The sequence below is a fragment of the Kitasatospora sp. NPDC056531 genome (assembly GCF_042794375.1).
Lineage (GTDB): Bacteria > Actinomycetota > Actinomycetes > Streptomycetales > Streptomycetaceae > Kitasatospora.
In genome coordinates this window covers 1-21,035 of the sequence record NZ_JBHTTU010000103.1, presented here as the reverse complement: position 1 = coordinate 21,035, position 21,035 = coordinate 1, and the positions used below count along the sequence as shown (strand labels likewise).

The 21,035-nt window shown below is 69.5% G+C and carries 18 protein-coding genes and 3 pseudogenes; 16 read left to right on the top strand and 5 right to left on the bottom strand.

Annotation, left to right across the window (positions count from 1 at the left end; all coding sequences use genetic code 11):
* Positions 1–77 precede the first annotated feature (77 nt).
* A pseudogene (locus ACFQ87_RS39095) lies at positions 78–791 on the bottom strand (transposase); the annotation flags it as partial.
* Between the two features lie 294 nt (positions 792–1,085).
* On the opposite strand from ACFQ87_RS39095, the gene ACFQ87_RS39090 reads away from it, so the two are divergent.
* The 3 genes and pseudogenes from ACFQ87_RS39090 to ACFQ87_RS39080 form a co-directional block, all read left to right on the top strand.
* Entirely contained in the window at positions 1,086–1,991 is a 906-nt protein-coding gene (locus ACFQ87_RS39090) for a hypothetical protein (RefSeq protein WP_380615710.1), read from the top strand.
* Between the two features lie 406 nt (positions 1,992–2,397).
* Positions 2,398–2,889, top strand: a complete 492-nt coding sequence (locus ACFQ87_RS39085) for a hypothetical protein (RefSeq protein ID WP_380615709.1) — start codon at positions 2,398–2,400, stop codon at positions 2,887–2,889.
* Between the two features lie 37 nt (positions 2,890–2,926).
* Positions 2,927–3,596, top strand: a pseudogene (locus ACFQ87_RS39080) (IS5 family transposase); the annotation flags it as partial.
* Between the two features lie 212 nt (positions 3,597–3,808).
* Here the strand turns inward: ACFQ87_RS39080 and ACFQ87_RS39075 are convergent.
* Positions 3,809–3,958 (bottom strand): annotated as a pseudogene (locus ACFQ87_RS39075) (transposase); the annotation flags it as partial.
* Positions 3,959–4,139: 181 nt separating this feature from the next.
* Complete coding sequence (locus ACFQ87_RS39070) at positions 4,140–4,646, bottom strand: DUF1772 domain-containing protein (protein ID WP_380615708.1); 507 nt, start codon at positions 4,644–4,646, stop codon at positions 4,140–4,142.
* Positions 4,647–4,839: 193 nt separating this feature from the next.
* Between ACFQ87_RS39070 and ACFQ87_RS39065 the strand changes: the two genes are divergently transcribed.
* Positions 4,840–5,334, top strand: a complete 495-nt coding sequence (locus tag ACFQ87_RS39065) for a hypothetical protein (RefSeq protein ID WP_380615707.1) — start codon at positions 4,840–4,842, stop codon at positions 5,332–5,334.
* Between the two features lie 247 nt (positions 5,335–5,581).
* Here the strand turns inward: ACFQ87_RS39065 and ACFQ87_RS39060 are convergent, their stop codons facing one another.
* Together ACFQ87_RS39060 and ACFQ87_RS39055 are read right to left on the bottom strand one after the other, a co-directional pair.
* Positions 5,582–7,363, bottom strand: a complete 1,782-nt coding sequence (locus tag ACFQ87_RS39060) for a reverse transcriptase domain-containing protein (RefSeq protein WP_380615706.1) — start codon at positions 7,361–7,363, stop codon at positions 5,582–5,584.
* 458 nt (positions 7,364–7,821) lie between these two features.
* The gene (locus ACFQ87_RS39055) at positions 7,822–8,553 is read right to left on the bottom strand and encodes an IS5 family transposase (protein WP_380615705.1); all 732 of its coding nucleotides are present in this window, start codon (positions 8,551–8,553) and stop codon (positions 7,822–7,824) included.
* A 679-nt stretch (positions 8,554–9,232) separates the two neighbouring features.
* Between ACFQ87_RS39055 and ACFQ87_RS39050 the strand changes: the two genes are divergently transcribed.
* The 12 genes from ACFQ87_RS39050 (at position 9,233) to ACFQ87_RS38995 (ending at position 20,857) form a co-directional block, all read left to right on the top strand.
* Positions 9,233–10,624 (top strand): PHB depolymerase family esterase, encoded by a 1,392-nt coding sequence (locus ACFQ87_RS39050; RefSeq protein WP_380615704.1) that lies wholly within the window; start codon positions 9,233–9,235, stop codon positions 10,622–10,624.
* 976 nt (positions 10,625–11,600) lie between these two features.
* Positions 11,601–12,125 (top strand): hypothetical protein, encoded by a 525-nt coding sequence (locus ACFQ87_RS39045; protein WP_380615703.1) that lies wholly within the window; start codon positions 11,601–11,603, stop codon positions 12,123–12,125.
* Between the two features lie 138 nt (positions 12,126–12,263).
* Positions 12,264–12,437 (top strand): hypothetical protein, encoded by a 174-nt coding sequence (locus tag ACFQ87_RS39040; RefSeq protein ID WP_380615702.1) that lies wholly within the window; start codon positions 12,264–12,266, stop codon positions 12,435–12,437.
* 80 nt (positions 12,438–12,517) lie between these two features.
* Positions 12,518–13,732: a hypothetical protein gene (locus ACFQ87_RS39035; protein ID WP_380615701.1), complete on the top strand. Its 1,215-nt coding sequence runs from the start codon at positions 12,518–12,520 to the stop codon at positions 13,730–13,732.
* Positions 13,733–14,027: 295 nt separating this feature from the next.
* Positions 14,028–15,671 (top strand): IS4 family transposase, encoded by a 1,644-nt coding sequence (locus ACFQ87_RS39030; protein WP_380615700.1) that lies wholly within the window; start codon positions 14,028–14,030, stop codon positions 15,669–15,671.
* A 79-nt stretch (positions 15,672–15,750) separates the two neighbouring features.
* Positions 15,751–16,059 (top strand): transposase, encoded by a 309-nt coding sequence (locus ACFQ87_RS39025; RefSeq protein ID WP_082120144.1) that lies wholly within the window; start codon positions 15,751–15,753, stop codon positions 16,057–16,059.
* Positions 16,059–16,949 (top strand): IS3 family transposase, encoded by an 891-nt coding sequence (locus tag ACFQ87_RS39020; protein ID WP_380615699.1) that lies wholly within the window; start codon positions 16,059–16,061, stop codon positions 16,947–16,949. The genes ACFQ87_RS39025 and ACFQ87_RS39020 overlap by 1 nt, the downstream gene beginning before the upstream one ends.
* Positions 16,950–17,052: 103 nt before the next feature.
* Entirely contained in the window at positions 17,053–17,700 is a 648-nt protein-coding gene (locus ACFQ87_RS39015; protein WP_380615698.1) for a hypothetical protein, read from the top strand.
* Between the two features lie 405 nt (positions 17,701–18,105).
* Positions 18,106–18,645, top strand: coding sequence for a hypothetical protein (locus ACFQ87_RS39010; RefSeq protein ID WP_380615697.1), 540 nt, complete (start codon positions 18,106–18,108; stop codon positions 18,643–18,645).
* Positions 18,646–18,769: 124 nt separating this feature from the next.
* Positions 18,770–18,964 carry a hypothetical protein gene (locus ACFQ87_RS39005; RefSeq protein ID WP_380615696.1) on the top strand — a complete coding sequence of 65 codons (195 nt, stop codon included), beginning with the start codon at positions 18,770–18,772 and terminating at the stop codon, positions 18,962–18,964.
* 246 nt (positions 18,965–19,210) lie between these two features.
* The gene (locus ACFQ87_RS39000) at positions 19,211–20,320 is read left to right on the top strand and encodes a mechanosensitive ion channel family protein (protein ID WP_380615695.1); all 1,110 of its coding nucleotides are present in this window, start codon (positions 19,211–19,213) and stop codon (positions 20,318–20,320) included.
* 144 nt (positions 20,321–20,464) lie between these two features.
* Positions 20,465–20,857, top strand: a complete 393-nt coding sequence (locus ACFQ87_RS38995; RefSeq protein ID WP_380615694.1) for a hypothetical protein — start codon at positions 20,465–20,467, stop codon at positions 20,855–20,857.
* Positions 20,858–21,035 lie beyond the last annotated feature (178 nt).

Sequence of the window (21,035 nt, the reverse complement as noted above, 5' to 3'; positions counted from 1 at the left end):
CGAGGTCAGGCTGCCGCCAGCTTCACCGGACTGCTGCGACAGCCCGGCGGAGGGTCCTTACACCCCTCCCGGAAACACAGCGCCTCACGGCGCACGGCCACCACATGGAAGGGGTCCGTCACCCGCAGCACGTACGGTGCCCGATCGGCGATGACCTGGGCGATCCAGGCGGCGCCGTCGGCACTGATGTGCGTCGGCCGCGCGGCTCGAGCCTGGCCGAGTTCGTCGAAGAACCGGGTGAGGACGTCGGTTCCGTGGCCGTCGGCCATCCACACCACGCGGGCGGTGTCGTGGTCGACCACGACGGTCATGTAGCGCTGGCCCTTGCGGTAGGAGATCTCGTCGATCCCGATCCGGCGCAACCCCGCCAGCCGGTCCGTGCCCCGGTCGCGGTCGGCGGTGTAGCGCTCGACGATCCTGCCGACCGTGCGTCAGGTGCAGCGCAACAGCTCGGCCGCGGCGCTCTTGGAGCACTCGGCGGCCATCCATGCGGCCTGCTGGTCAAAGGCCAGGGTGTGACCGGCGTCGTGCCGGGCCCAGGGGAGGAAGGCAACGGTCGGGCCGTGTCCGCGGCAGGCGACGCGCGGAGCGTCGGCCTCCAGGAACACCCGCCGCGTCCCGTGGTCCAGGTCACGCCATCGGCGCCGGCCACGTCCCCGGTCGTACAACGGTGCCGGGCGCCGGCACAGCCCGCACCGCCCACGCCGCCGCGCGTCAGGCCGTACCGACACGACCACGCACTGTTCCGATTCGTCCCAGCGGACACCCTCGACCGCGGTGTTTTCGACCATCAGGGTGCGCTTCCATATGCTGAAGGCAGGCACGCCGTCTCTCTGCTTGATCCAATTTGGGCTTCGACACCTCAAGGATCACAGGGAACGGCGTGTTTTACATCCAGCCGTAGATCAGCGCACCCACACATGCGGCAGGAGAGCTCGAAAGGTGAGGACCAGTGCCACCACCTCCACGGTGGTCAGGACAACGGTCACGAGAACGTCGATTACCCACTGCGGCATCCGGTCATCCTCGCGCTGATCCCCGGCTCCGTCTTGAGTACGGATACTCAAGTCCGTGACTGCTGTCCGGTGGTCTGCCGGGACCACGCCGATCTGACCGCCCGCCATCCCGGCCGCGGTCCGGTCGACGGCTACGGCACTGTCCGGGCCCAGCTCATGGCTCTCTTCGCCCGGCACGCCGACGGCCAGCCGCTGCGCCTGGGTCGCCGGCTGCGTCAGGACAGGGCGACGGCCCGGGCGGTCGGGAGGTTGGCGGTCTGGCTCGGCGTCAGGCCCGGCATGCGTGGCGGCACGCCCGCGGTGCCCGCTGGCCCGCCGGCGCCCGGCTGCGCGGTGCGGTGGCGTAGCAGCTCCGCCGGGAGTTCTGCGTGGTGGAGCTCGCCGTGGAGGGCCGGGTTCGTCCTTGGCGCCCGCCCGGGCCTCGCCGTGCCGGAGCCCGTCGTGCGCGCCGAGGCCTGGCAGGCCGGCGCCACCCTGCACGCCGCCCTCGCTCGGCACCCTGCCCGCACCCCCTTCACCCAGGATGAGGGCGAGGACGACGACCAGGAGCACGGACTGCTCGGCGATGTCCGCAGCCGGGTCCGCCGTCGAGCGGCCGGGATGACCCTGGAGAACCTCCAGCAGGCCCTGCACCGGGCCCGGGACGACGAGCGCACCGCCGACCGGTACGCCGACGCCGGAGACGAGATCGGCTTCGCCACGGCGGCCGCCATCTGCGCCGAGTGGCGGCGCGTGCGCGACCACGCCGCCGAGACTCGGGCAGAGCGCTACGACCCCGACCACGACACCGCCCTCCAGCACGCGCTGCGCGCCCAACGCCACCGCCAGGACGTCGCCGAATGCGGCCCGCGAGGCCGCCCACCAGGCCCGGCAGACCACCGACGTCGCCCACCGTCGCCTCGCGGGCACCGCCGAGACGGATGTCTTCCACAGGGGAACCGAGCTGGTCGATCGCACTGGTGTAGCGCTGAGTGATCCATCCCTGTTCCGCAATGCCGTTCTGGGCCGTGGTCTGGTGGTTGGTCGGGTACAGCGAGAGTGCGGTGATCACCAGCGCGCCGAGCGCCGCAACCGACGTCACGGCCCGAGTCCAGCCCTGCTTCCGAGCGTCGCTCCTCCCCGCCTCCTGCGGACGGAGAGACTTCCTCCCGCCACGGGTTCGCCCGACCGACGAAACCGGCGGTCTTCCACCGGCCGCTGCGCCTGGGGCGTGTCTTGCGGATCTTTGCCGGGTCCGCGGCGCCGGGGCACGCACCCCAACGCCGCGGCCTGATCCGACAAGATCCACAAGACGGGCCCTTGCAACACGCTCCCCGGGCTTTCGGCGGGACGATACGAGCGCTATGTTGAACGCGTTCAAAACATCTTCAGGGGGTTCAGGATGAGCGAATCACTGCCGGCGCGGCCAGGCTTTGCGGTCGAAGCCGCGTTCGACGACGAGTCGAGCCAACGGGGGGTCGCGCCCGTGCGGCGCCGGGTCAGGCCCAGCGGGCGTGTGCTCGTCGTCCTGGCCGGTGTCGCCTGGGTGCCGTGGGCCGTTGACGGTCTGTGGTGGGGGGACGGCGGTCCGTGGTACTGGGGCCTGTTCTACGGGTTCCTCGGGATGACCGTGCTGCCGCTGGCTGTACCGCGCGAGCCGGCGTTCCGGCTCACCTGCCTCACCGTCGGCTGGCTGCAGCTCGCCATCGAGGGCGTGTGCTCCGCCCCGTACTTGCTGCTCCCGCTGCCGGTCTTCGTCTTCGCCTTCCCGTCCGGCGTCATGCTGCTGCTCACGGGCCGGCGGAACCGCGGCTCCGTGGGCACGGTGGTCACCGCCCTGCTCGTGGCCTGTCCCATCGGACTGCTCGCCAACGGCGGGTGGACGCACATCTAGGCCATGTCTCTCCGATCATCTGACTCGTTAGATTGGTATGGCTGGTCGTGGTGATCTGACGGACGATGAGTGGGCTCGCTTGGAGCCGCTTCTGCCGATGAGCAGCGGGCGTTGTGGCAGGTGGCGGGATCACCAGCAGGTGATCAACGGGGCCCTGCATCGGATGCGGACCGGGGTGCAGTGGCGTGATCTGCCCAAGAGGTTCGGGCCGTGGAAGAGCGTGCACAAGAGGCATCTACAGTGGTCGGCGGACGGCACGTGGGAGCGGCTCCTGCGGCAGGTCCAGGCCGTCGCGGACGCCGAGGGATCCATCGACTGGGACGTCTCGGTCGACTCCACGGAGATGCGTGCCCATCAGCACGCCGCCGGCGCCCGCAAGGCCCCGCCGCCGGCCATCTCAAAAGGGGCGCCGGCGACGGAACATCAGATCGATCCGGTGTGGACGGGCCTGCTCGGCCACCTGGAGGAGGTGGTGCTGCACATGAGGGCCTGGGCCGCTCGCGCGGCGGGTTCACCACCAAGGTCCACCTGAGCGCGGCCAATGCCGCCCGCTGTCCCTGGTGGTCACGTCCGGACAGCGGGCGGACTGCACCCAGTTCGAGCCGGTCATGGAGAAGATCCGTGTCCCGCGCATCGGCACCGGCAGGCCCCGCACACGCCCGGACAGCGTCAGCGCCGATAAGGCCTACAGCAACCGCCGCACGCGGGCCTGTGAGCGGACAGTTCAAGATCCGTTCTGACGGACAGTCCATTTGGGCGTGTCCGTCGACAGTACGTGCTCTGCCAGGCGATCGGCCAGGCCGGGCACCACCACGGGTCGATCACCTCCAGCGCCCTGCGCCGCTCCGGCACGAGCGCACTGTCGCTGCTCGGTTTTCTGTGTAGTGAGGGACGGGTGAGCTGCGGGTTGGCTTGACGTTTAACCTCGCGCGGCGAGGTGGGCCTGGAGCGTGGGTTCGCGTTTGACGGTCTTGCCGACGTCGTGGCGGGGTGCTGGGTTGCGGTTCTTCGAACCCGGTGGCCGTCCGGGGCCAGGTCGGGAGTGTTTCGGCACGCGGGCTGGAGTGAGTGGTTCTCCTTACGCCTGGATCGCAACAAACCCAGACATCAGGGACTCCACGAAAGCCAGAGCAGCTCACACCCGGCTCTACCTCTCCCTGCCCCCGACGCAGTAACCCTGACGCCACCGACCGCTCGGGGCCTGACTGACGCCCCCAAGCTGTCCTTGCCCTGCCAGTTGAGACAATCTGTTACGCCCGGCCTGCACCGCGGGCGGCACGTATCGCCCAGGCGAGGCAGACCAGCGATGCGGTGGTCACCAGGGTACGGGCAACGTTCCAGTGCACCCACGTCGCCTCGAACCGCGCACGAACGGCGGCGAGATCGTGGATCCTGTCCGGGGAGCCGGCCGCCGCCAACTGATTATTGAGCGGCACGCTAAGGCCCATCGTGATCAGCAGGGAGATCACGTAGAGCACGATTCCGGCGATGATCCACGCAAGGGCGGGGCGGTCCTCACCGTGCCGATGCTGGAACGCGGCGACCAGGCCGAGCACCAGGGCACCGCCGAAGGCCAGGCCGAACCAGCCGTTCTGGATCGCCACGTTGATGCGCTGCATCGCCTCGACGAACGTGCGGTCGTCCGACCGCCCGAGCCCTGGCATCACCGCGACGGAGAACGCGAAGTAGATCCCGGCCATCAAACCGGTGAGGATCGTCGCGGCGAGCAGGACGATGCCGCGGATGTCACCGTTCACGGATACTCCCCAGGCGTTTCGCGGTTGAGCTGTCGGATTCTGGGCGGCGGGAGTGCCCCACTGCGGTGGACGCCCCTTAGAAGGCATCCGCAATCCGCTTGCGGTGTATGACTTTTCGCTGTTCAGGCATGGTGCGTGGGGTTGGGCGGCAGGGTTTCGGCGTGGGGTTGTCGAGGCCGGAAGGGAGTGTGTGGTGCCGCCGTCGCCGCTGGGGTTGCTGGAGGAGCGTCGGGAGGCCGCCCGGGCGCGGGTGGGAGATCTGGAGGCAGAGTTGGAGTGCCTCGAGGGTGAGCTGAAGTCGGCGCGGGCGGTGTTGGAGCGTCGGGTGGTGGCGGTGGAGGAGCTGGCCGAGGCGCTCGCCCCGGCCGAGGATGCCGCGGGGCCGGCGGAGGCGGGGGTGCGGGTGCCGCCGAAGGGAGCGGTGGTGCCGGTGTGGCGGGAGGGTCTGGATCCGGTGGACGCGTTGGCGCCGGACTACCGGCGGCTGGTGGAGGCGGTGGAGTCCGGCGGGCAGGGCGGAGTCGGCCTGACCATGCGGGAGGTGGCGGTCGCGGTCGGCCGGGAGCCGGTTGCCGCGGTGACGGAGAATCTGCGGCAGAAGGCGAGGCGGCTGGTGGATCGGGGCTGGCTGGAGGTCGACGGGTCCGGGAGCCGGTTCATGCAGCGGCGGCCCCAGGTCGCGGAGTGACACTCCGGGCCCGGCGCCGGCTGTGGCGGGCGAGGCGCCGACTCATGACCATGGTCATGGACCACAGGATCACGGCCTGGGCGCTGTCGGCGCGGGTCTCGTAGTCGCGGGCGAGGCGGCGAGAGCGCATGAGCCAGCCGGTTGGGTCGGCCGCGCGGCGAGGTGCCTGCCTGTGGCAGGTCCTTTTCCGCGCGGCCTCCCGCCGAACCGGACATGACGGTTTCCCTGTCATCCGGCTCTCCAGTGATCACAACGTGAGTGATCCAGCCGTTCGTGCTTCGTGGATGCGGTCATGGCAGGCGGCGCAGGCCACGAGGGTCTTGCGTCGCCGGTCGAGCATGACGCGCGCCCAGTCGGACGGCGGCCATCCGGCACGAGCGAGATCGGCAAGGGCCCGGACATGATGCACCTGGACGTCACCGGTGGCCCCGCAGACCTCGCACGTGTCCGCCAGGAGCCGGGTGATCAGCTCCTTCTGCGGATAGTCCACCCAGACAGGCCGACGGTCGACCACCTTCGCCGACCGCTGCTGCTGGAGAGGGATTCCACCGAACCGCGCCACCAGCGGCTTCCTGTTCTTCCGCTCGATCCGGGCCTCGAAGCAGACTCGGGGCCCGCTGGACGTGTCGATCCTGGCCTTGTGCTTGGCGGCCATCTTCGTCACGGTCGAACGGTGCTTGCCTGCAAGGGTCTTGAGCATGGAGGTCTCCATGACCCATTGCAGCCGGTGCAGCCGGAAGACGTCTCCGGCGAGCAGGTAGTACTGGACGATGCCCCGGTAGACGGCCCCGAACGTGGCGACGATCGCGTGATCGCTGCCGTTGGTCAGTTCCGTCCGCTTCGCGGGCTTGCCGCGAACCATGTAGGGCTCGCATTTGGCCTTGATCACGTCCCGGGGGACACGAAGGGCGATCTGGCCGTTGACCCTGCGGTAGCGGCCGGTCTTCTTCGTGTCGTTGTGCTGGGTCGTGATCTCGTAGCCGAGGAACCGCGCCGCCCGGGTACGGGCGTGGGTGATCAACGTCTTCTCCCGGGAGAGTTCCAGCTTGAGTTCGTCACGCAGGAACTCCGCCAGGCGGTGCTTGATCTGCTCGGCCTCGGCTTTCGGTCCGGTAAATCCGAGGAGGTGGTCGTCTGCATAGCGAATATAACGCAGCCGTCGATATGACGGATCGTTCGGATCTGCGCTCGGCAGGCTGGTCATCCGCTGACGCAGTACCCGGGCCTGGACCCGGTCACCGCGCCGGCGGGCTTTCGCCAGCAGATTCTGCAACTCCAGATACGCCGGGTTCCTGGCCCGGCGCTCTCCACGGGTGTACTCCGGGATCAGAACTTTCTCGACGAACTCGTCCAATCGGTGCAGATATATGTTGGACAGGATCGGGGAAGCCACTCCGCCTTGCGGCGCTCCGGAGAGCGTGGCGCCCCATTTCCAGTCCTCCAGGTATCCGGCGCTGAGCATGATGCGCACCAGCCGCAGGAACCGCTGGTCATGGATCTTCTCGCCGAGGATCGACAGCAGGACCTGGTGGTCCAGGCTGCCGAAGCAGTCGGCGATGTCCCCTTCGATGAACCAGGACGTCCCGGTCCAGGTGTGAGCCACCTCCCGCAACGCGGTGTGGCAGCCCCTTCGGGGACGGAATCCATGCGATCGGTCGGAGAACGTCGGCTCGTAGTACGCCTCCAAGAGCAGGCGGACCACCTCACCGACGAGCTTGTCCGACCAGGTCGGCAGCCCCAACGGGCGCGTGCTCCCGTTCTTCTTCGGGATGTGCACGCGCCGAACCGGACGGAAGCGGTAGCGCTCGTGGCGCATCGCCTCGATGATCCGGTCGATCTTCCGCTGGGACATGCCGTCCACGGTTTCCGGCGTGACCCCGGGCGTCATCGCGCCGTGGTTGGCGTAGATGCGACCGTAGGCCAGCAGATACAACTGCGGGTTGAACAACTGTCGATACAGTTCGTTGCACGGCAGGCGGCGCCTGCCGCGCTCACGCAGGACACCCAGCACCGTTGCGGCGCTCTGCATTTCGTATACCTCCCCATATCCGGGTGTCCGAATCACCTGGCCCCCTTCGCCCTGCGGACGGCTTTCCCGCCCTCCCTGGCCGGGCGTGACTCCGGCGACTACTACGGGGCCTCCGTCGCCATAGGACTCGCGTCCCGTAGGCGATCCCACGTTCGTCTCTGTCTGTACGTTCTAGCGCGACACAGGCGTCCCACTCATCTCCTTGAATGTCCTCGCTGGACATCGCTCCGCCCCCGGAAGTTGCACCGGCCAAACCTTCGAAGCCGGTGCAGGGCGCGGCGTCGGTTTCAGTTGTCTTTCCGACGGATGGGAACTTGCATCTTCTGGAGATTGGGCTTCAAACAATCCAGTCTTCGCCATATCGCGCGGGCCGCCCGGCGCACCGTCCCTGACAACTGGGCCCGGTCACCGGTTTCCTGACATGCTGCTGTCCCCTTCACCTTTCGGATCCAGGTGAGTCATCCGGCCCAGGAACCTCCTTCCGAGTTCCTCCCGGCTGAACCGGGGATACAAACAGAGCGCCTCGTGGCGCACAATGTCCTCTCCGCCACCCAGCGGCGCGGGACGACGCGGAAGCCGGACAGGTCGTCGGTGCGCTTGACGATCTCCACGATCAGGGCGAGCTTGGTCTTCGCCCAGGTGGCGAGGTCGCCGGTGTAGCCGCTGTCGGCCCAGATCCTCTGCAGGAGGCGGTATTTGGCCTTCAGTGTGGGGAGCATGTCGGCGGCGGTGGCCCGGTCGCCGGCGCCGGCGGGCGTGACCAGGATCATCAGGAGCAGGCCGAGGGTGTCGACGACCAGGTGTCGCTTTCGGCCGTTGATCTTTTTCGCGCCGTCGTAGCCGCGTGTCGAACTGTGCACGTTGGCGGCGGCCTTGACCGACTGGGAGTCGATGACCGCCGCGGTCGGCTCGGGCTCGCGGCCCTGCGCGGTGCGGACGGCGGCGCGCATGCGGTCGTGGAACTCGGCCAGCAGGCCGGTGTCGCGCCAGCGGGTGAAGAAGGAATGGACGCGCTTGTACGGCGGGAAGTCGGCGGGCAGCGCGGCCCATTTGACGCCGTTGTCGACGAGGTAGCGGATCGCGTCGAGTATCTGACGGTGGCAGTAGCCCTCCGGCCGCCCGCCCTGTCCGTTCATCCACGCCGGGACCGGCAGCAGGTCCCGCACCGCCAACCACTCGGCGTCGGTCATGTCGCTGTTGTAGCGTCGAACACGCTCGCCGTGGTCGCCCGCGTTGCCGTATCGGTGTGCGAAGCAGTCACACCTTGGGGGTACGGAGTTGCCGCCGACTGCGGCGGCGGCGTACAAAAGCGGCAACAGGGCCTCCTTGTGGCTTTTCGGTCTCGACAACCTCCAAGCTGCACAGGGGCCCTGTCTTCATGCGGCGACAACGCCGAGATCACCCGAATCGGGAACCCGCGAACACTCGTGCTAATCCCAAGCCCCCTGACGGGTTTGCGGATCACTTCTGAGAGGGCGGTAGGTGACGTGGCGTCCGTTTCGCGGTTTCAGTTGGGGTAGATGGGCTGGTCGCGAACTCGCCGGCCTCCTATGGCCGCGGCCGGGTGAGCAACCCCTGCTGGGTTCGACCATCGATCGCCTCGCACGCCGCCCTGGCCCGCAGCGGCACTCCCGGATGTGCGGCCGGTGCCGCGCCGGGCGACGGGCCACCGTCGGTCACCGGCTGACCGGTCGTCGGCTGCGTTTCGCCCCGGCCGCCGCCCCCGCCCGATGACGTGATCGTCAGCCGGCGCGCGGTGCCCAAAAAAGATCTTCGCGGTCCGGTGCAACCTTTCCGGGGGCGGTGACAACTGGGGGGTGTCCGGACAGGCGGTCTGGGCATAGGCAGCGGCCGAAAGAGAGCATCGACATGTTCCCTCGCCCATCCATCAACAACTCGCGGAGGAAGAGAAAGCGTTCCTGGTACCTGAAGATCCGCCTGCTCGCCGTCGCCGCCGCAGTCGGCATCGCGGTCGGCCTGAGCCTGCCGGCCGCACCCGGGCGAGCCGCCCTCTCGCTGACCCAGATCAGCAACTTCGGCACCAACCCGACCGGCCTGCAGATGCACCTCTACGTGCCGGCCAACGCCAAGTCCAACCCGCCGATCCTGCTCGCCCTGCACGGATGCCAGGGTTCGGGGCCCTACCTGTACTCCAGCCAGGACTTCGCGTCACTGGCCGACCGGTACGGGTTCCTCGTCATCTACCCCTCGACCAACCCCAGCGGAGGCTGCTGGGACGTCTCCTCCGACCGGGCGTTGACCCGCAACGGAGGCAGTGACCCGGTCGGGCTGATGTCGATGATCACCTACACCGAGCAGCACTACGGCGGAAACCCGAACGCCGTGTACGTCACCGGGCAGTCGTCGGGCGGGATGATGACCAACGTGATGCTCGCCGACTACCCCGACGTGTTCAAGGCGGGCGCGGCGTTCATGGGCGTTCCCTACCACTGCTTCTACACCGGCTCGGTGCGCGGCTGGAACGGGCCCTGCGCAGGCGGGCAGGTGTCGATGACCCCGCAGCAGTGGGGCGGCCTGGTGCGGGCGGCGGACCCCGGCTACAACGGTCCGCGGCCGCGCGTGCAGCTCTGGCACGGCACCAACGACACCATCCTGAACTACCGCAACCTCGGTGAAGAGACCAAGATGTGGACCGACGTCACCGGCGTGAGCCAGAACCCGTCGTCCACCGACACCCCGGCGACCAACTGGACCCGCACGCGCTACAACAACAGCGCCGGCACCACCCAGGTCGAGGCGTACAGCATCTCCGGCGCCGGGCACGAACTGCCCGTCAAGGGCACCGCGATGGCCGCCAACGCCATCCACTTCATGGGCCTGGACGCCACCACCTCCGGCGGTGGCAACACCGGCCGGCTGCACGCGGTGGGTGCGGGCAAGTGCCTGGACGACCCGAACTCGACCACCACGCTGGGCACCCAGCAGCAGATCTACAGCTGCACCGGCGGGGCCAACCAGACCTGGACGCACACCTCGTCGAACGAGCTGACGGTCACGGTCGGCGGCAGCGTGCTGTGCCTGGACGCCTACAATCGGGGCACCACCATCGGCACCAAGGCGATCGTCTGGTCCTGCAACGGCCAGGCCAACCAGCAGTGGAACATCAACTCCAACGGCACGATCGCGGGCGTCCAGTCCGGCCTGTGCCTGGATGTGACCGGAGCTTCCACCGCCAACGGCGCCTCGGTCGAACTCTGGTCGTGCAACGGCGGCGGCAACCAGCGGTGGACTCTCGGGTAGTCGGCTTCCGGGGTGCGACGGCCGGCGAGAGACTTTCACTCACGCGGTGGCGGGTGCAGGAGGCGTGGGACGTCGATCGTAGCGCGCGGCGACCCGGCGAAGCGTGTGCAGCCGCACCCCGGTCGAACCGGCCTCCTCGGTCCTGAGCTGGCGCGCCGCTTCCGGGCGGCCGCCGGTTCGGGAACCACCTGGCCGCCGTGCGCCCAGCACGCCGACGTCTGCCCACGCCGAGGTCGGCGCCAGGCCGTCTGCGGCAAAGGTTGACTGCGCGTACTGCCGCCGTCGCCCCGGGACATCCCACCGCTCTTCGGAGAGCGATCCGTCGCACGACTGTTAACGCTCACAGTCAGCGGGGCCACACCAGCGCACCTCAGAAGGGCAGTACGTGAGCTGACGCCCGTTCTGCACTTTCGGTTGGGGCAAGTAGCTTGGTCACGGGCTCGCTGGGCGGCTATGGCCTCGGCCGGGTGAACAACCCCTGCTCGATCTCGACCAGGGTTCCGCGCTCGACCAGCCGCTTGATCTTCAGGCGGACATTGTTGACGTTGTTGGGCGCGATCTCCAGGTCCATCGCCTCACACGCCGCCCGCGCCCGCAACGGGCCGTCGGCGCGGTGAACACCGCCATGATCTGCTGGTAGGCCGGATGGTCCGGCAGCGTCGCAGCCGCCGGCGCGGGCGGTGGCGGAACGGGCAGCTCCAGCAGCGTCCTGCGAGTGATCCGGATCTCCCCAGCAACGTCGCGTTGCAGCTGGGTGAACTGCGCGGTGACCGATTGCACCGTGTCCCCTCCTCCGCTTCGGGACGACCGCCGGTCGTCGACGCGAGGGTAGCGGTGTGCACGGACAGCTCGGTGCCGAATCCGGGAAGTGATGGCGCGCTAGAAGTCGCGCGCTCGCATATGAGTGCCAGGTGCTTAGGCAGCGGGTCACTCAAGGCGATCCCGCTGGTCTCTGCCACCCGCTACCGTTTGCCGCATGGCTTTCGAGGACGCCTTACGAGCAGCGCGGCGCGCCGCCGACGAGCGGGTAGCTGCGGAGACCGCGAGGGCGCAGGAACGCGCCCAGCGCGAACGGGAGTTCCAACAGAAGGCGGAACGACTCGTGCGGGAGGCTCTGCCTCATCTCCTCCCACACGGCAGCGACGTGGTCATCGCCGTGACGAGGGCCGAGCGTGGTCTGTGGCGGGACAGGAGCGGGTACCTCTATCGCGAGGTCGGACGGCAGAGGTGCTGGGTGTTTGGGCACGAGAACGCACGGCCGGGCCTGCGGCTGGACGCCCCCGCCATGGACTGCCCCCTGGTGGTCACCGACGACGGCCGGGCCTGGCGGGTGTGGTGCAACTTGCTCGCTTCTTACTCCAAGGGCGAGTTCGTGACGTCGATTCCGCCCGTACCGCTGTCTCGCGAGGCCGTGACGCACCGCACGGACGGGACCAGCGACTGGACGAACCGGCTGGAGGCCGACCTCGCCGCCGCCGTGGTGAGCTACGAGCGCCGCTGAGACCGCCTGCGAGCTCCGGTCCGAACGCCGGCTCCGGCCAGACCCGCCTTCCGCACGTTGTGCGCGGTCGGTGGGCGACGGCGTGCGGGGGAGTGGCGTGGGTCCTCAAGCCATCCTGCCCGGCGCCGTGACGGCGGCATGGGCAGCCGCGTACCGGAAGATCGACCCGGTGTTCTGCGGCTGCTGGAGAGCTTCCAGGGCATTCTCTACAGCCCGGCTGCCGGCCGGGTGGCGATCGAACGCCCGGACCCGGAGAACGAGAACGCGGGCGACCAGACGGGCATCCACCACCGTTCGGGATGCACGCAGTGATCAGACCTGGGTCCAAGACTCACTCCTGATCACTTGAATCGGAACGGTAACTTCGCGCCTGGTGGTGCGTTGGGTGTGGCGTGCCAGAACTCGTGTTCCGTTCCACCTGCAGCGCCGACGCCTCGGCTGGCGAACCCCCGTTGCTGCCTCCCGTCCTGACGCTGCCGCAGGGCGCAGGGGCCCGCACGCTGCTGAGTTGGGTGGCCGCGTTGCCGTTGCCGGGGCCCGACTCGCAGCTCCTGGCCGTCGTGGTGGCGATCCGTGCGGCGCGCGGCGGCATCGGCAACCTCAGCGGTCTGGACCTGTCGGCTCTTCGTCTGGGCGACGCGCCCGGGGCGGTCGAGGCCCTGCGGGGCGTGGGCTGGCGAATCGCGGACACGATCTTCGACAACGGCCGTGACGTGCCGCCGACCGCCGTCACCGTGCCCGATCTGGCTCGCGACGAGGACCATCCCCTGCCGTTCGGTCGGCAGACACGCTCGCGGGTGTCCGGCTGGACGAAGCAGGTACTGGCCGCCAAGCCGGTGCGCAAGCTCCCGCCCGCCGCCCGGCTGGCCGCCCTGTTCACCGCCGCGCACGGCACCTCAGAAGAAGTCGGGCCGCTGCCGCCCGATCTCCCCGCTGCGTGCCGGGCCGCCCTGCCGGACCTCCTGGACAAGGGCTTCCTCGCCGAACTCACCAGCGAGCGGTACCGCCTTGCCCCGCAGGTCCAGCACCTGTCGGGCCTGCGGCCGCCCGCGACCGAGGAGACGACAGCACCGCATCCGAAGGGCGGCACCGCATCGGCCACCGCCACCGCCGCGACTCCCGGGTTCGAGTTCGACGCCGCGGCATGGGAGCGGTGGAAATCGGAGGCCTCGCCGGCACTGCGGCGGCACGCGGAGAGCGTGGAGTTCTGCGCCCTGTGTGCGATGGCCCCGGAGCGGGTGGCGATGGCGTTCATGCTGCCCGCCCCGCCCCAGCGCCCCTCCCTGGGCAGCAGGGACCTGGCGGCGTACCGGAAGTGGACGGACGCACACCCTGACCGCGGCCCCCTCGCCGCGAAGTACACCCTGGCCTTCCGGGCCGATCACGGCCACGGTCCGTCGTACCGACAGCTGTTGGTAGGCCTCGGCGCCCGGAACAACCGGCAGGTGAACCAGTTCATCGTGCGCCGCCTGCTGTTGAAGAGGTGGTTGACCAGCACCGGCGAGGTGCCGTGGACCCTGCGCCCGGGCCGGGCCGCACAGGAGCAGGGCATCGTCCTGCCCAGCCACCGCCGCCCTGCGCGGACAGCTGCGGCGCCGGGGGCGTGACCGCTCCGGCCGCGCGTCCTGCGGGACGCTGTGTCAGGCGGCCTTCGTGGCGGCGGCCGGCGGGGCGGGCAGGCCGGTGATCTCCTGGATGGGATCGCCCGAGGTGGCCCACCGGGTCAGGACCTGCCCGGTGATCAGGTGGATGTCCTGGCTGAAGTTCCACCAAGGCCGGGTAGTTAAGGATTTCGGCCGGGGTGCAAGGCAAGGGTCGAGGTACACCGCAGAGCGCGGAACGCAAGCAACGCGGCCCCGTTGGAGCAGGTGTCGACCAAGACGCCCTGCCCGTGGAGCCGCGTTGTCTGTCCATTCTGCCTCGCCGCCTGCCCTGACCACCCTCACGCGGGAAATCACCCTGGCCGCAGGGCGTTTCGCTGCCGGGCACCTCGGGGGCCTGACCCCTTTGCTGCCCTTCGAGCTGGTGGACGCCGTCCTGGAGGAGACCCGTGCGGTCCAGCGGAGGCTGCGGGACCTGCCCTCGCGGGTCGGGGTGTACTTCCTCCTCGCGATGTGCCTGTTCCCGGAGGTCGGATACGAACTGGTGTGGGCCAAGATGACCGCCGCCATCGACGACCTGCACCCGGCACCGACCGCCAAGGGTCTGCGCGACCTTCGACGCCGGATCGGCTGTGCCCCGATGAAGGGCCTGTTCGAGGTGGTGGCCGGAGCGCTGGCCCAACCCCGCACCCCCGGAGCGCGGTTCGGCCCCTATCGCACGGTCTCCTTCGACGGCTGCAGTTCCATCAAGACACCCGACAGCGAGCGCAACCGGGCCTGGCTCGGGGGCTGCCCGCACCGCGGCTATCCCCAGATCGAGTTGATGACGCTGGTCGAGACCGGAACCCGCTCGGTGATCGGCGCGGTGTTCGGCCCCACCGGGGTAGGCGAGACTGCCTACGCCACCCGGCTGCTTCACCATCTGGGCCCCAGCATGCTGGTGCTGTGGGATCGCGGGTTCGACGGCAACGACTTCCTCGCCGCTGTCCACGCCACCGGCGCCCGGATCGTGGGCCGCATCAATCAGCGCCGCCGCCCGCCGATCGGAAAGGCCCTTACTGACTCCTCGTATCTGTCGGCCATCGGCGGCGTCCCGGTGCGCGTCATCGAGGCCCAGATCAGCATCGCCTGCTCGGACGGCACCGACTTTGCCGGCTCCTATCGGCTGGTGACCACCCTGCTGGACGCCCGCCGCTACCCCGCCGACCGTCTCGTGCGCCTCTACCACGAGCGCTGGGAACACGAGAGCGCCTACTACGCACTGCGTCACACCGTCCTCGACGGACGCGTCTTGCGCTCGGGCGACCCGGTCGGCGTCGAGCAGGAGATGTGGGCCCTGCTGGTCCTCTACCAGCTTCTGCGCCGAGCCATGGTCGAGGCGGCGGAGTCCCGGCCGGGCACCGATCCCGACCGCTGCGGCTTCACCATCGCCTACCAGACCGCCCGTGACCTGCTGATCCGCGCGGAGGGAGTCCTCGAGCAGGGTATGGGGGCGATCGGCCGCCGCGTCTTGTCGGCGCTGCTGCCGGCACGTCGGCCGCGCGTCAGCACCCGCAAGGTCAAGTCGCCCATCTCCCGGTATGCGGAACGGAAACTGGACGGCCGCCCCGACACCAGCCAGACGGTGGCCTCCGTGACGATCACCGTCCTGCCGCCCCCGCCACCCCACCCCGAACTGCCGGCGACCACCGTCCCCCAGTACGTCGGCCCCGGCAAGACCAGCAACCGCATGGCGCGAGTCCTCACCATGCTGCAGCAAGAACCCGAGCGGCACTGGCAGGCCAGAGAGATCGCGGAACTCCTCGGCGACGTCACCCTCGTCACCACCTACCGGCAGCTCACCCGCTGGGCTGAGAAAGGGCTGATCAAGAAGGTCCGCAGGGGCCGCTACACGGCAGCCGCCACACCAGCGGCCCCCACCTTGCACCCCGGCCGAAATCCTTAACTACCCGGCCTTGGAAGTTCCACCCTGTGCTCGGACACCTGGACACTGGGACATGTGAGCCCGGAGGAAGCAGTCTCAGGTGGGAACCAAGAGCAACATGAGTAAGCGGTATACGGCGGAGTTCAAGCGGGATGCGGTCGCGCTGGTGCGCTCGTCGCCGCACCGGAACGTCACCGAGATCGCCAGGGAGCTGGGGGTCAGTCCGGAGGGGCTGCGGGGCTGGGTCAAGCAGGACCGCACGGACCGTGGCGAGGGCAGGCCGGGCGAGCTGACCAGTGCGGAGCGCGAGGAGCTCACCCGGCTGCGGCGGCAGACGGTCGAGCAGCAGAAGACGATCGAGATCCTGCGCAAGGCAGCCGCCTATTTCGCGGCCGAGACGACACGGTGATGATCCGCTTCCGTTTCGTTGAAGATCACCACGGCGCCTGGGGCGTCAAGCGGATCTGCCGTGTCCTGGGCATCGCCCGGTCCTCGTTCTACGACTGGCGGGCCGGCGAGCAGGCCCTTCGCGCCCGCAAGCGGGCCGAGGACCTGCTCGCCGCCGAGATCGCGGTGATCCATCTGGCGTCCCGTGGCGCATACGGCGTCCCGCGCGTGCACGCGGAACTGCGGCGCCAGGGCCGGGCGGTCAACCGGAAGAAGGTGGAGCGGATCATGCGCGAGCGCGGGATCACGGGCATCACCCGCCGCCGGCGCCGTTGCCTGACCCGCCAGGCCCGCAAGCCCGTGTTCGCCCCGGACCTGATCGGGCGCGACTTCACCGCACCCCGCCCCGGGATGCGGCTGGTCGGCGACATGACTTTCCTGCCGACCGAGGAGGGCTGGCTCTACCTGGCCACCTGCATCGACCTGGCCACCCGCGAGGTGGTCGGCTACGCGATGGCCGACCACCACCGCGCCGAGCTGCCGGTGGCCGCGCTGCGGATGGCCGCCGGCCGCGGCGGCCTGGAACGCGGCTGCATCTTTCACTCGGACCGCGGTAGCGAATACACGTCGAATGAATTCCGGAGCGAGATAGGCAAGTTGGACATGCGGCAGTCGATGGGGCGAGTCGGCTCCTGTTACGATAACGCCGCCGCCGAGAGCTTCTTCGCCCTACTGAAGGAGGAGATCGGCACCCGGATCTGGCCCGACCGCGCCAGCGCCCGCGCGGAGGTCTTCGCGTTCATCGAGACCTTCTACAACCGCAGGCGCCTACGCAGGCACCCCGAGTGGGGCTACCTCACGCCCCTCGAGATCCGCCAGCGGCACCAGCAAGGTCACACCCTCGCGGCGTAAACAGACAGTGTCCGAGCACAGGGTGGAACTTCAGGTTGTCCCTCCGCAGGATCTCGTACCGAAGGCGCTGCCCGACACCCATTCCCGTTCCTCCCCATCTGCTGTGCAGAGCATTGTGCTCCTGCTGCCGCACCGAATGCGGTGGTTCGTCGTGGGCGGCTTTCGGGCGTCAGGCGCTGGCGCCGCTGCCCTCGGCGAGTACGACGTCCTGATCGAGGCGCTGGACAACCCGGACAACCGCGCCGCCTACGACCGGCGCCAGAAGGCCCGCGAGAGCAGGGCCCGTAAGGCCCACCGCGAGCTGATGCAGACCCTGGCCTGTGCCGACTGCGGCCAGGTCCCCGAGCAGGAGAGCACCTACGAGTACGGGCTCCACGGCCAGTGGACCCGCCACCCCGGCGGCCGCTGCTACCCCTGCCACCAGAAACGGAAGGAGCGGCTGGAGCGGGAGGCCGAAGAGCAGCTGGAAGCCGCCCGCACGGCCAACGCCTCGCTGCGTCCGTGTTGGACGTGCCGGGGTTCGATCGGTGGGAAGGAGGGCTCGGAGCTGGAGTTGCGGGAGAAGGCCAGCCCGGATCGGCTGGAGTGCCCCACGTGTGTGCAGGCCCGCGCCGCGAAGGATTTGGGTCTGCTGGTGCTGCCGGTCCCGACGAAGCGGGAGCTGGTGGCTGCGCTGGTGTCCGCTCCGGACGATTCGTGGTGGGAGATCCGGCGGCAGCACGCCCGCGACTACCCGAACCGCAGGGCGTAGACGAGGCGGCGGGTTGTGCGGGAGCGGTGCGCGGGCGGCCCCAGAAGCCGTCAGACCGCCTCCACACCACCCGGCCGCCGCCGTTTCTTCCAACGCAGCGGGCACAGGCAGGCAGAGACGGCCTGGAGCGCTTTGCGGCAGGCACCGGGCCCGCCTGGGGGTCAGAGCCAGTCGAGCCCAAGTACAGCGAGCTGGTCGAGCTGCTCCCCGCTGAGCCTGGCCCGGCGGGTCTTGGTATTGGAGATCCACACGCCCACCCAGCGGCTGTCCGCTGTGAGCAGGCGTACGCCCGCTCGCAGGTGCTTTGGTGCGCGAGCGGTCCTCACCCGTTCGGGCGATAGGCTCTGCAGCGGGCGGCTCCTACCTTGCCAGAGGCATATCCCATCGCTTCGTTCGGGAGGAACCATGTCAACGCTGCGTACCGGCCTCACCGGCATCGCGGCGCTGCTGCTCGTGGGCGCCACGACAGCGGCAGCCACGCAGAGCAACGCGAACGCGGCCCCGACCGCACCGGCTGCGGTCAGCGGGATCGCGAAGCTGCACACGATCGTCAACCTGCCGCCCGGCACGTGGACCGACACGCCGTTGGAGGTCACGCTTCCCCAGGCCGGCACGTACGAGCTCGACGCGGACGTCCGCGGACGCCTCGCGGGCAATCCGTCGCTCAACGTCTACATGAGCGCCCGGCTGTGGAACGTCACGGCCGCCGCCGAGGTACCGGAGAGCGAGCGACTCGTCTACCAGATCATCAACGGGAACCCGGGCACCGCCCAGGCGGGCGGCAACCAGACCGCGCCGATCAGCGAGCTGATCAGGGTCAGCGGGCCGACAACGATCCGGCTGCAGGCCCAGGAGATCAACGCCGTCGGGGCGGCCACCGTCGCACAGGTCTACTCCGACGGCGTTGGCTTCACCGCGCTCCGCTACGACCGGGTCGGCCCCTGATATCGGCGCTTCCCGATCGAGCACCGCACTCTCGGCGGCAGCCAGCCCCGGGCTCCGATTCGGTGTTTCGTGGGTAATCGCCTGTGAAACACCGCGGCGGCCTGCCGCCGGTCCGGCGAACCCGGTGCCGCTGCACTGGTTTCAGAAGGACGCCGTCGCGGCCGCAGTGCGCGAGGTGAAGGCTGGAGGTCGGGCGACGGTGGTCGCCCGACCGGCTCCGGCAAGGCAGGACAAGGCCCGCACCGACGGGCAGCTGACCGACCGGCAGAGCGCGCTCCTGGACGCGCTCCATCGGCACGCCGAGACCGTCGCGGGCTGACCTGCCCTGTACACCCCGCCGTCCCGGCGCCGCGCACCAGCGGCGAGTCGAGGACCGGAATGCCGGGGTTCCGGCTGTGGCGGCAGCCGGGCGATGGGGCAGGATTGGCAGTCCGTTCGGATCCGAGCATCCGATCCAGCGCAGTTGCACACAACACGACCTGACAGGCGACAAGGTGACGACACAGCACGTACGGCGGCCGACGACGGCCCTTTGCCTCGCCCTCCACGCTGCGGGGGCGGGACGGTGACCCGGGACCTGGTCCTGCACGACTGGGTGGTGGCCGGCATCGCGCTGGCCTCCGGCTGTGTGGCCGGTCTGGTGCTGCGGGCTCTGATGAAATGGCTGGGCAAGCACGCCAGCAGGACCAAGTGGAGCGGGGACGACATCATCGTCGACGCGTTGCGCACCATCGTCCCCTGGACGGCCGTGGTCGCCGGGGCCGAGGTGGCCGCTTCGGCCCTGCCGCTCACCGCGCGGATCGGGGGGCTGGTCGGCCAGTCGCTGACGGCCGTGCTCATCGTCATCGCGACGCTCAGCGCGGCCCGGGTGGTGGCCGGGCTGGTGCAGTCGGTGGCCGCGTCCCGCACGGGCGTCGCGGCGTCCGCGTCCATCTTCGTCAACATCACCCGGGTCGTGGTGCTGTCGATGGGCGTCCTCGTGGCCCTGGAGACCCTCGGGGTGTCCATCGCCCCGCTGGTCACCGCCCTCGGGGTGGGCGGTCTCGCGGTCGCGCTGGCCTTGCAGGACACCCTCGCCAACCTCTTCGCGGGTGTGCACATCCTCGCCTCGAAGACGGTCCAGCCAGGTGACTACATCCGGCTCACCAGCGGGGAGGAGGGATACGTCGTCGACATCAACTGGCGCAACAGCGTGGTGCGCAACCTGTCGAACAACCTGGTGATCATCCCCAACGGCCGCCTGGCGCGGACGAACATGACGAACTACTCCCAGCCCGAGAAGAAGCTGTCGATCCTGGTCCAGGCCGGGGTCGGCTACGACAGCGACCTGGAGCACGTGGAGAGGGTCACCCTCGATGTCGTCGACAGCGTGATGGCCGACGTCAGCGGTGGCGTGCCCGACCATGAGGCCGTCGTCCGTTTCCACACCTTCGCGGACTCCAGGATCAACTTCACGGTGATCCTGGGCGTCGGTGAGTTCAGCGACCAGTACCGGATCAAGCACGAGTTCATCAAGCGCCTGCACCAGCGGTACCGGACGGAGGGCATCTCGATCCCCGCGCCCACGCGCACGGTCTCGCTCCAGCAGGACGGGCCTGGCGCACCGTCGTCCCTCCCGCCGGTTCCGCACCAGTGGGAAGAGTCGTCCGAGGTGCTGTCGGACCGGCGGCGGTAGCCGGCGCGGGGGAAGAGGGGATGCCAGTAACTGGGTGCCCGGTTGCTGGTAATGATCAGCGAGCGTCCCTGGCGTTCGGAGACAAGTTCGTAGAGGTCACCGGCCTGGGCGGTGGTCAGCTGGCGTATCGCGAAGTCGTCGAGGATGAGCACGTCGGGGCCCGTCGTGCACGCCGAGGCGTGGCAGGCCGGCGCGACGCTGCACGCCGCCCTCGCCCAGCACCCCAACCGCCCCGACCACGCCCAGGACGAGGACGACGACCAGGAGCACGGGTTGCTCGGCGACGTCCGCAGCCGGGTCCGCCGCCGGGCGGCCGGGATGACCCTGGAGACCATCCAGCAGGCCCTGCACCGGGCCCGGGACGACGAGCGCACCGCCGACGCCGGAGACGAGACCGCCTTCGCCACCGCGGCCGCCATCTGCGCCAAGTGGCAGCGCATGCGCGACCACACTGCCGAGACCCGCGCAGAGCGCTACGACCCCGACCATGACACCGCCCTCCAGCAGGCGCTGCGCGCCGAACCGCCAGGAATCTGATCACGGACCTCAAGGACACCGGGGCCGCCGTCAACTACCTGATCCGCGACCGGGACGCGAAGTTCCCAGCCCTCTTCGACCAGATCCTCGGCGACGCCAGCATCCAGGTCATGCTCTCCGGCACCCGCATGCCACGCATGAACGCCATCATGGAGCGCCGGGTGCAGACCCGCCGCCA

Bases quoted from the DNA above. Each gene is read 5' to 3' on its own strand.
- ACFQ87_RS39085 (WP_380615709.1), top strand. From the start codon at position 2,398: ATGAGCGAATCACTGCCGGCGCGGCCAGGCTTTGCGGTCGAAGCCGCG.
- ACFQ87_RS39045 (WP_380615703.1), top strand. From the start codon at position 11,601: ATGGCTTTCGAGGACGCCTTACGAGCAGCGCGGCGCGCCGCCGACGAG.
- ACFQ87_RS38995 (WP_380615694.1), top strand. From the start codon at position 20,465: ATGAGCACGTCGGGGCCCGTCGTGCACGCCGAGGCGTGGCAGGCCGGC.
- ACFQ87_RS39050 (WP_380615704.1), top strand. From the start codon at position 9,233: ATGTTCCCTCGCCCATCCATCAACAACTCGCGGAGGAAGAGAAAGCGT.
- ACFQ87_RS39060 (WP_380615706.1), bottom strand. From the start codon at position 7,363: ATGCAGAGCGCCGCAACGGTGCTGGGTGTCCTGCGTGAGCGCGGCAGG.
- ACFQ87_RS39040 (WP_380615702.1), top strand. From the start codon at position 12,264: ATGGGCAGCCGCGTACCGGAAGATCGACCCGGTGTTCTGCGGCTGCTG.
- ACFQ87_RS39020 (WP_380615699.1), top strand. From the start codon at position 16,059: ATGATCCGCTTCCGTTTCGTTGAAGATCACCACGGCGCCTGGGGCGTC.
- ACFQ87_RS39010 (WP_380615697.1), top strand. From the start codon at position 18,106: ATGTCAACGCTGCGTACCGGCCTCACCGGCATCGCGGCGCTGCTGCTC.
- ACFQ87_RS39055 (WP_380615705.1), bottom strand. From the start codon at position 8,553: ATGACCGACGCCGAGTGGTTGGCGGTGCGGGACCTGCTGCCGGTCCCG.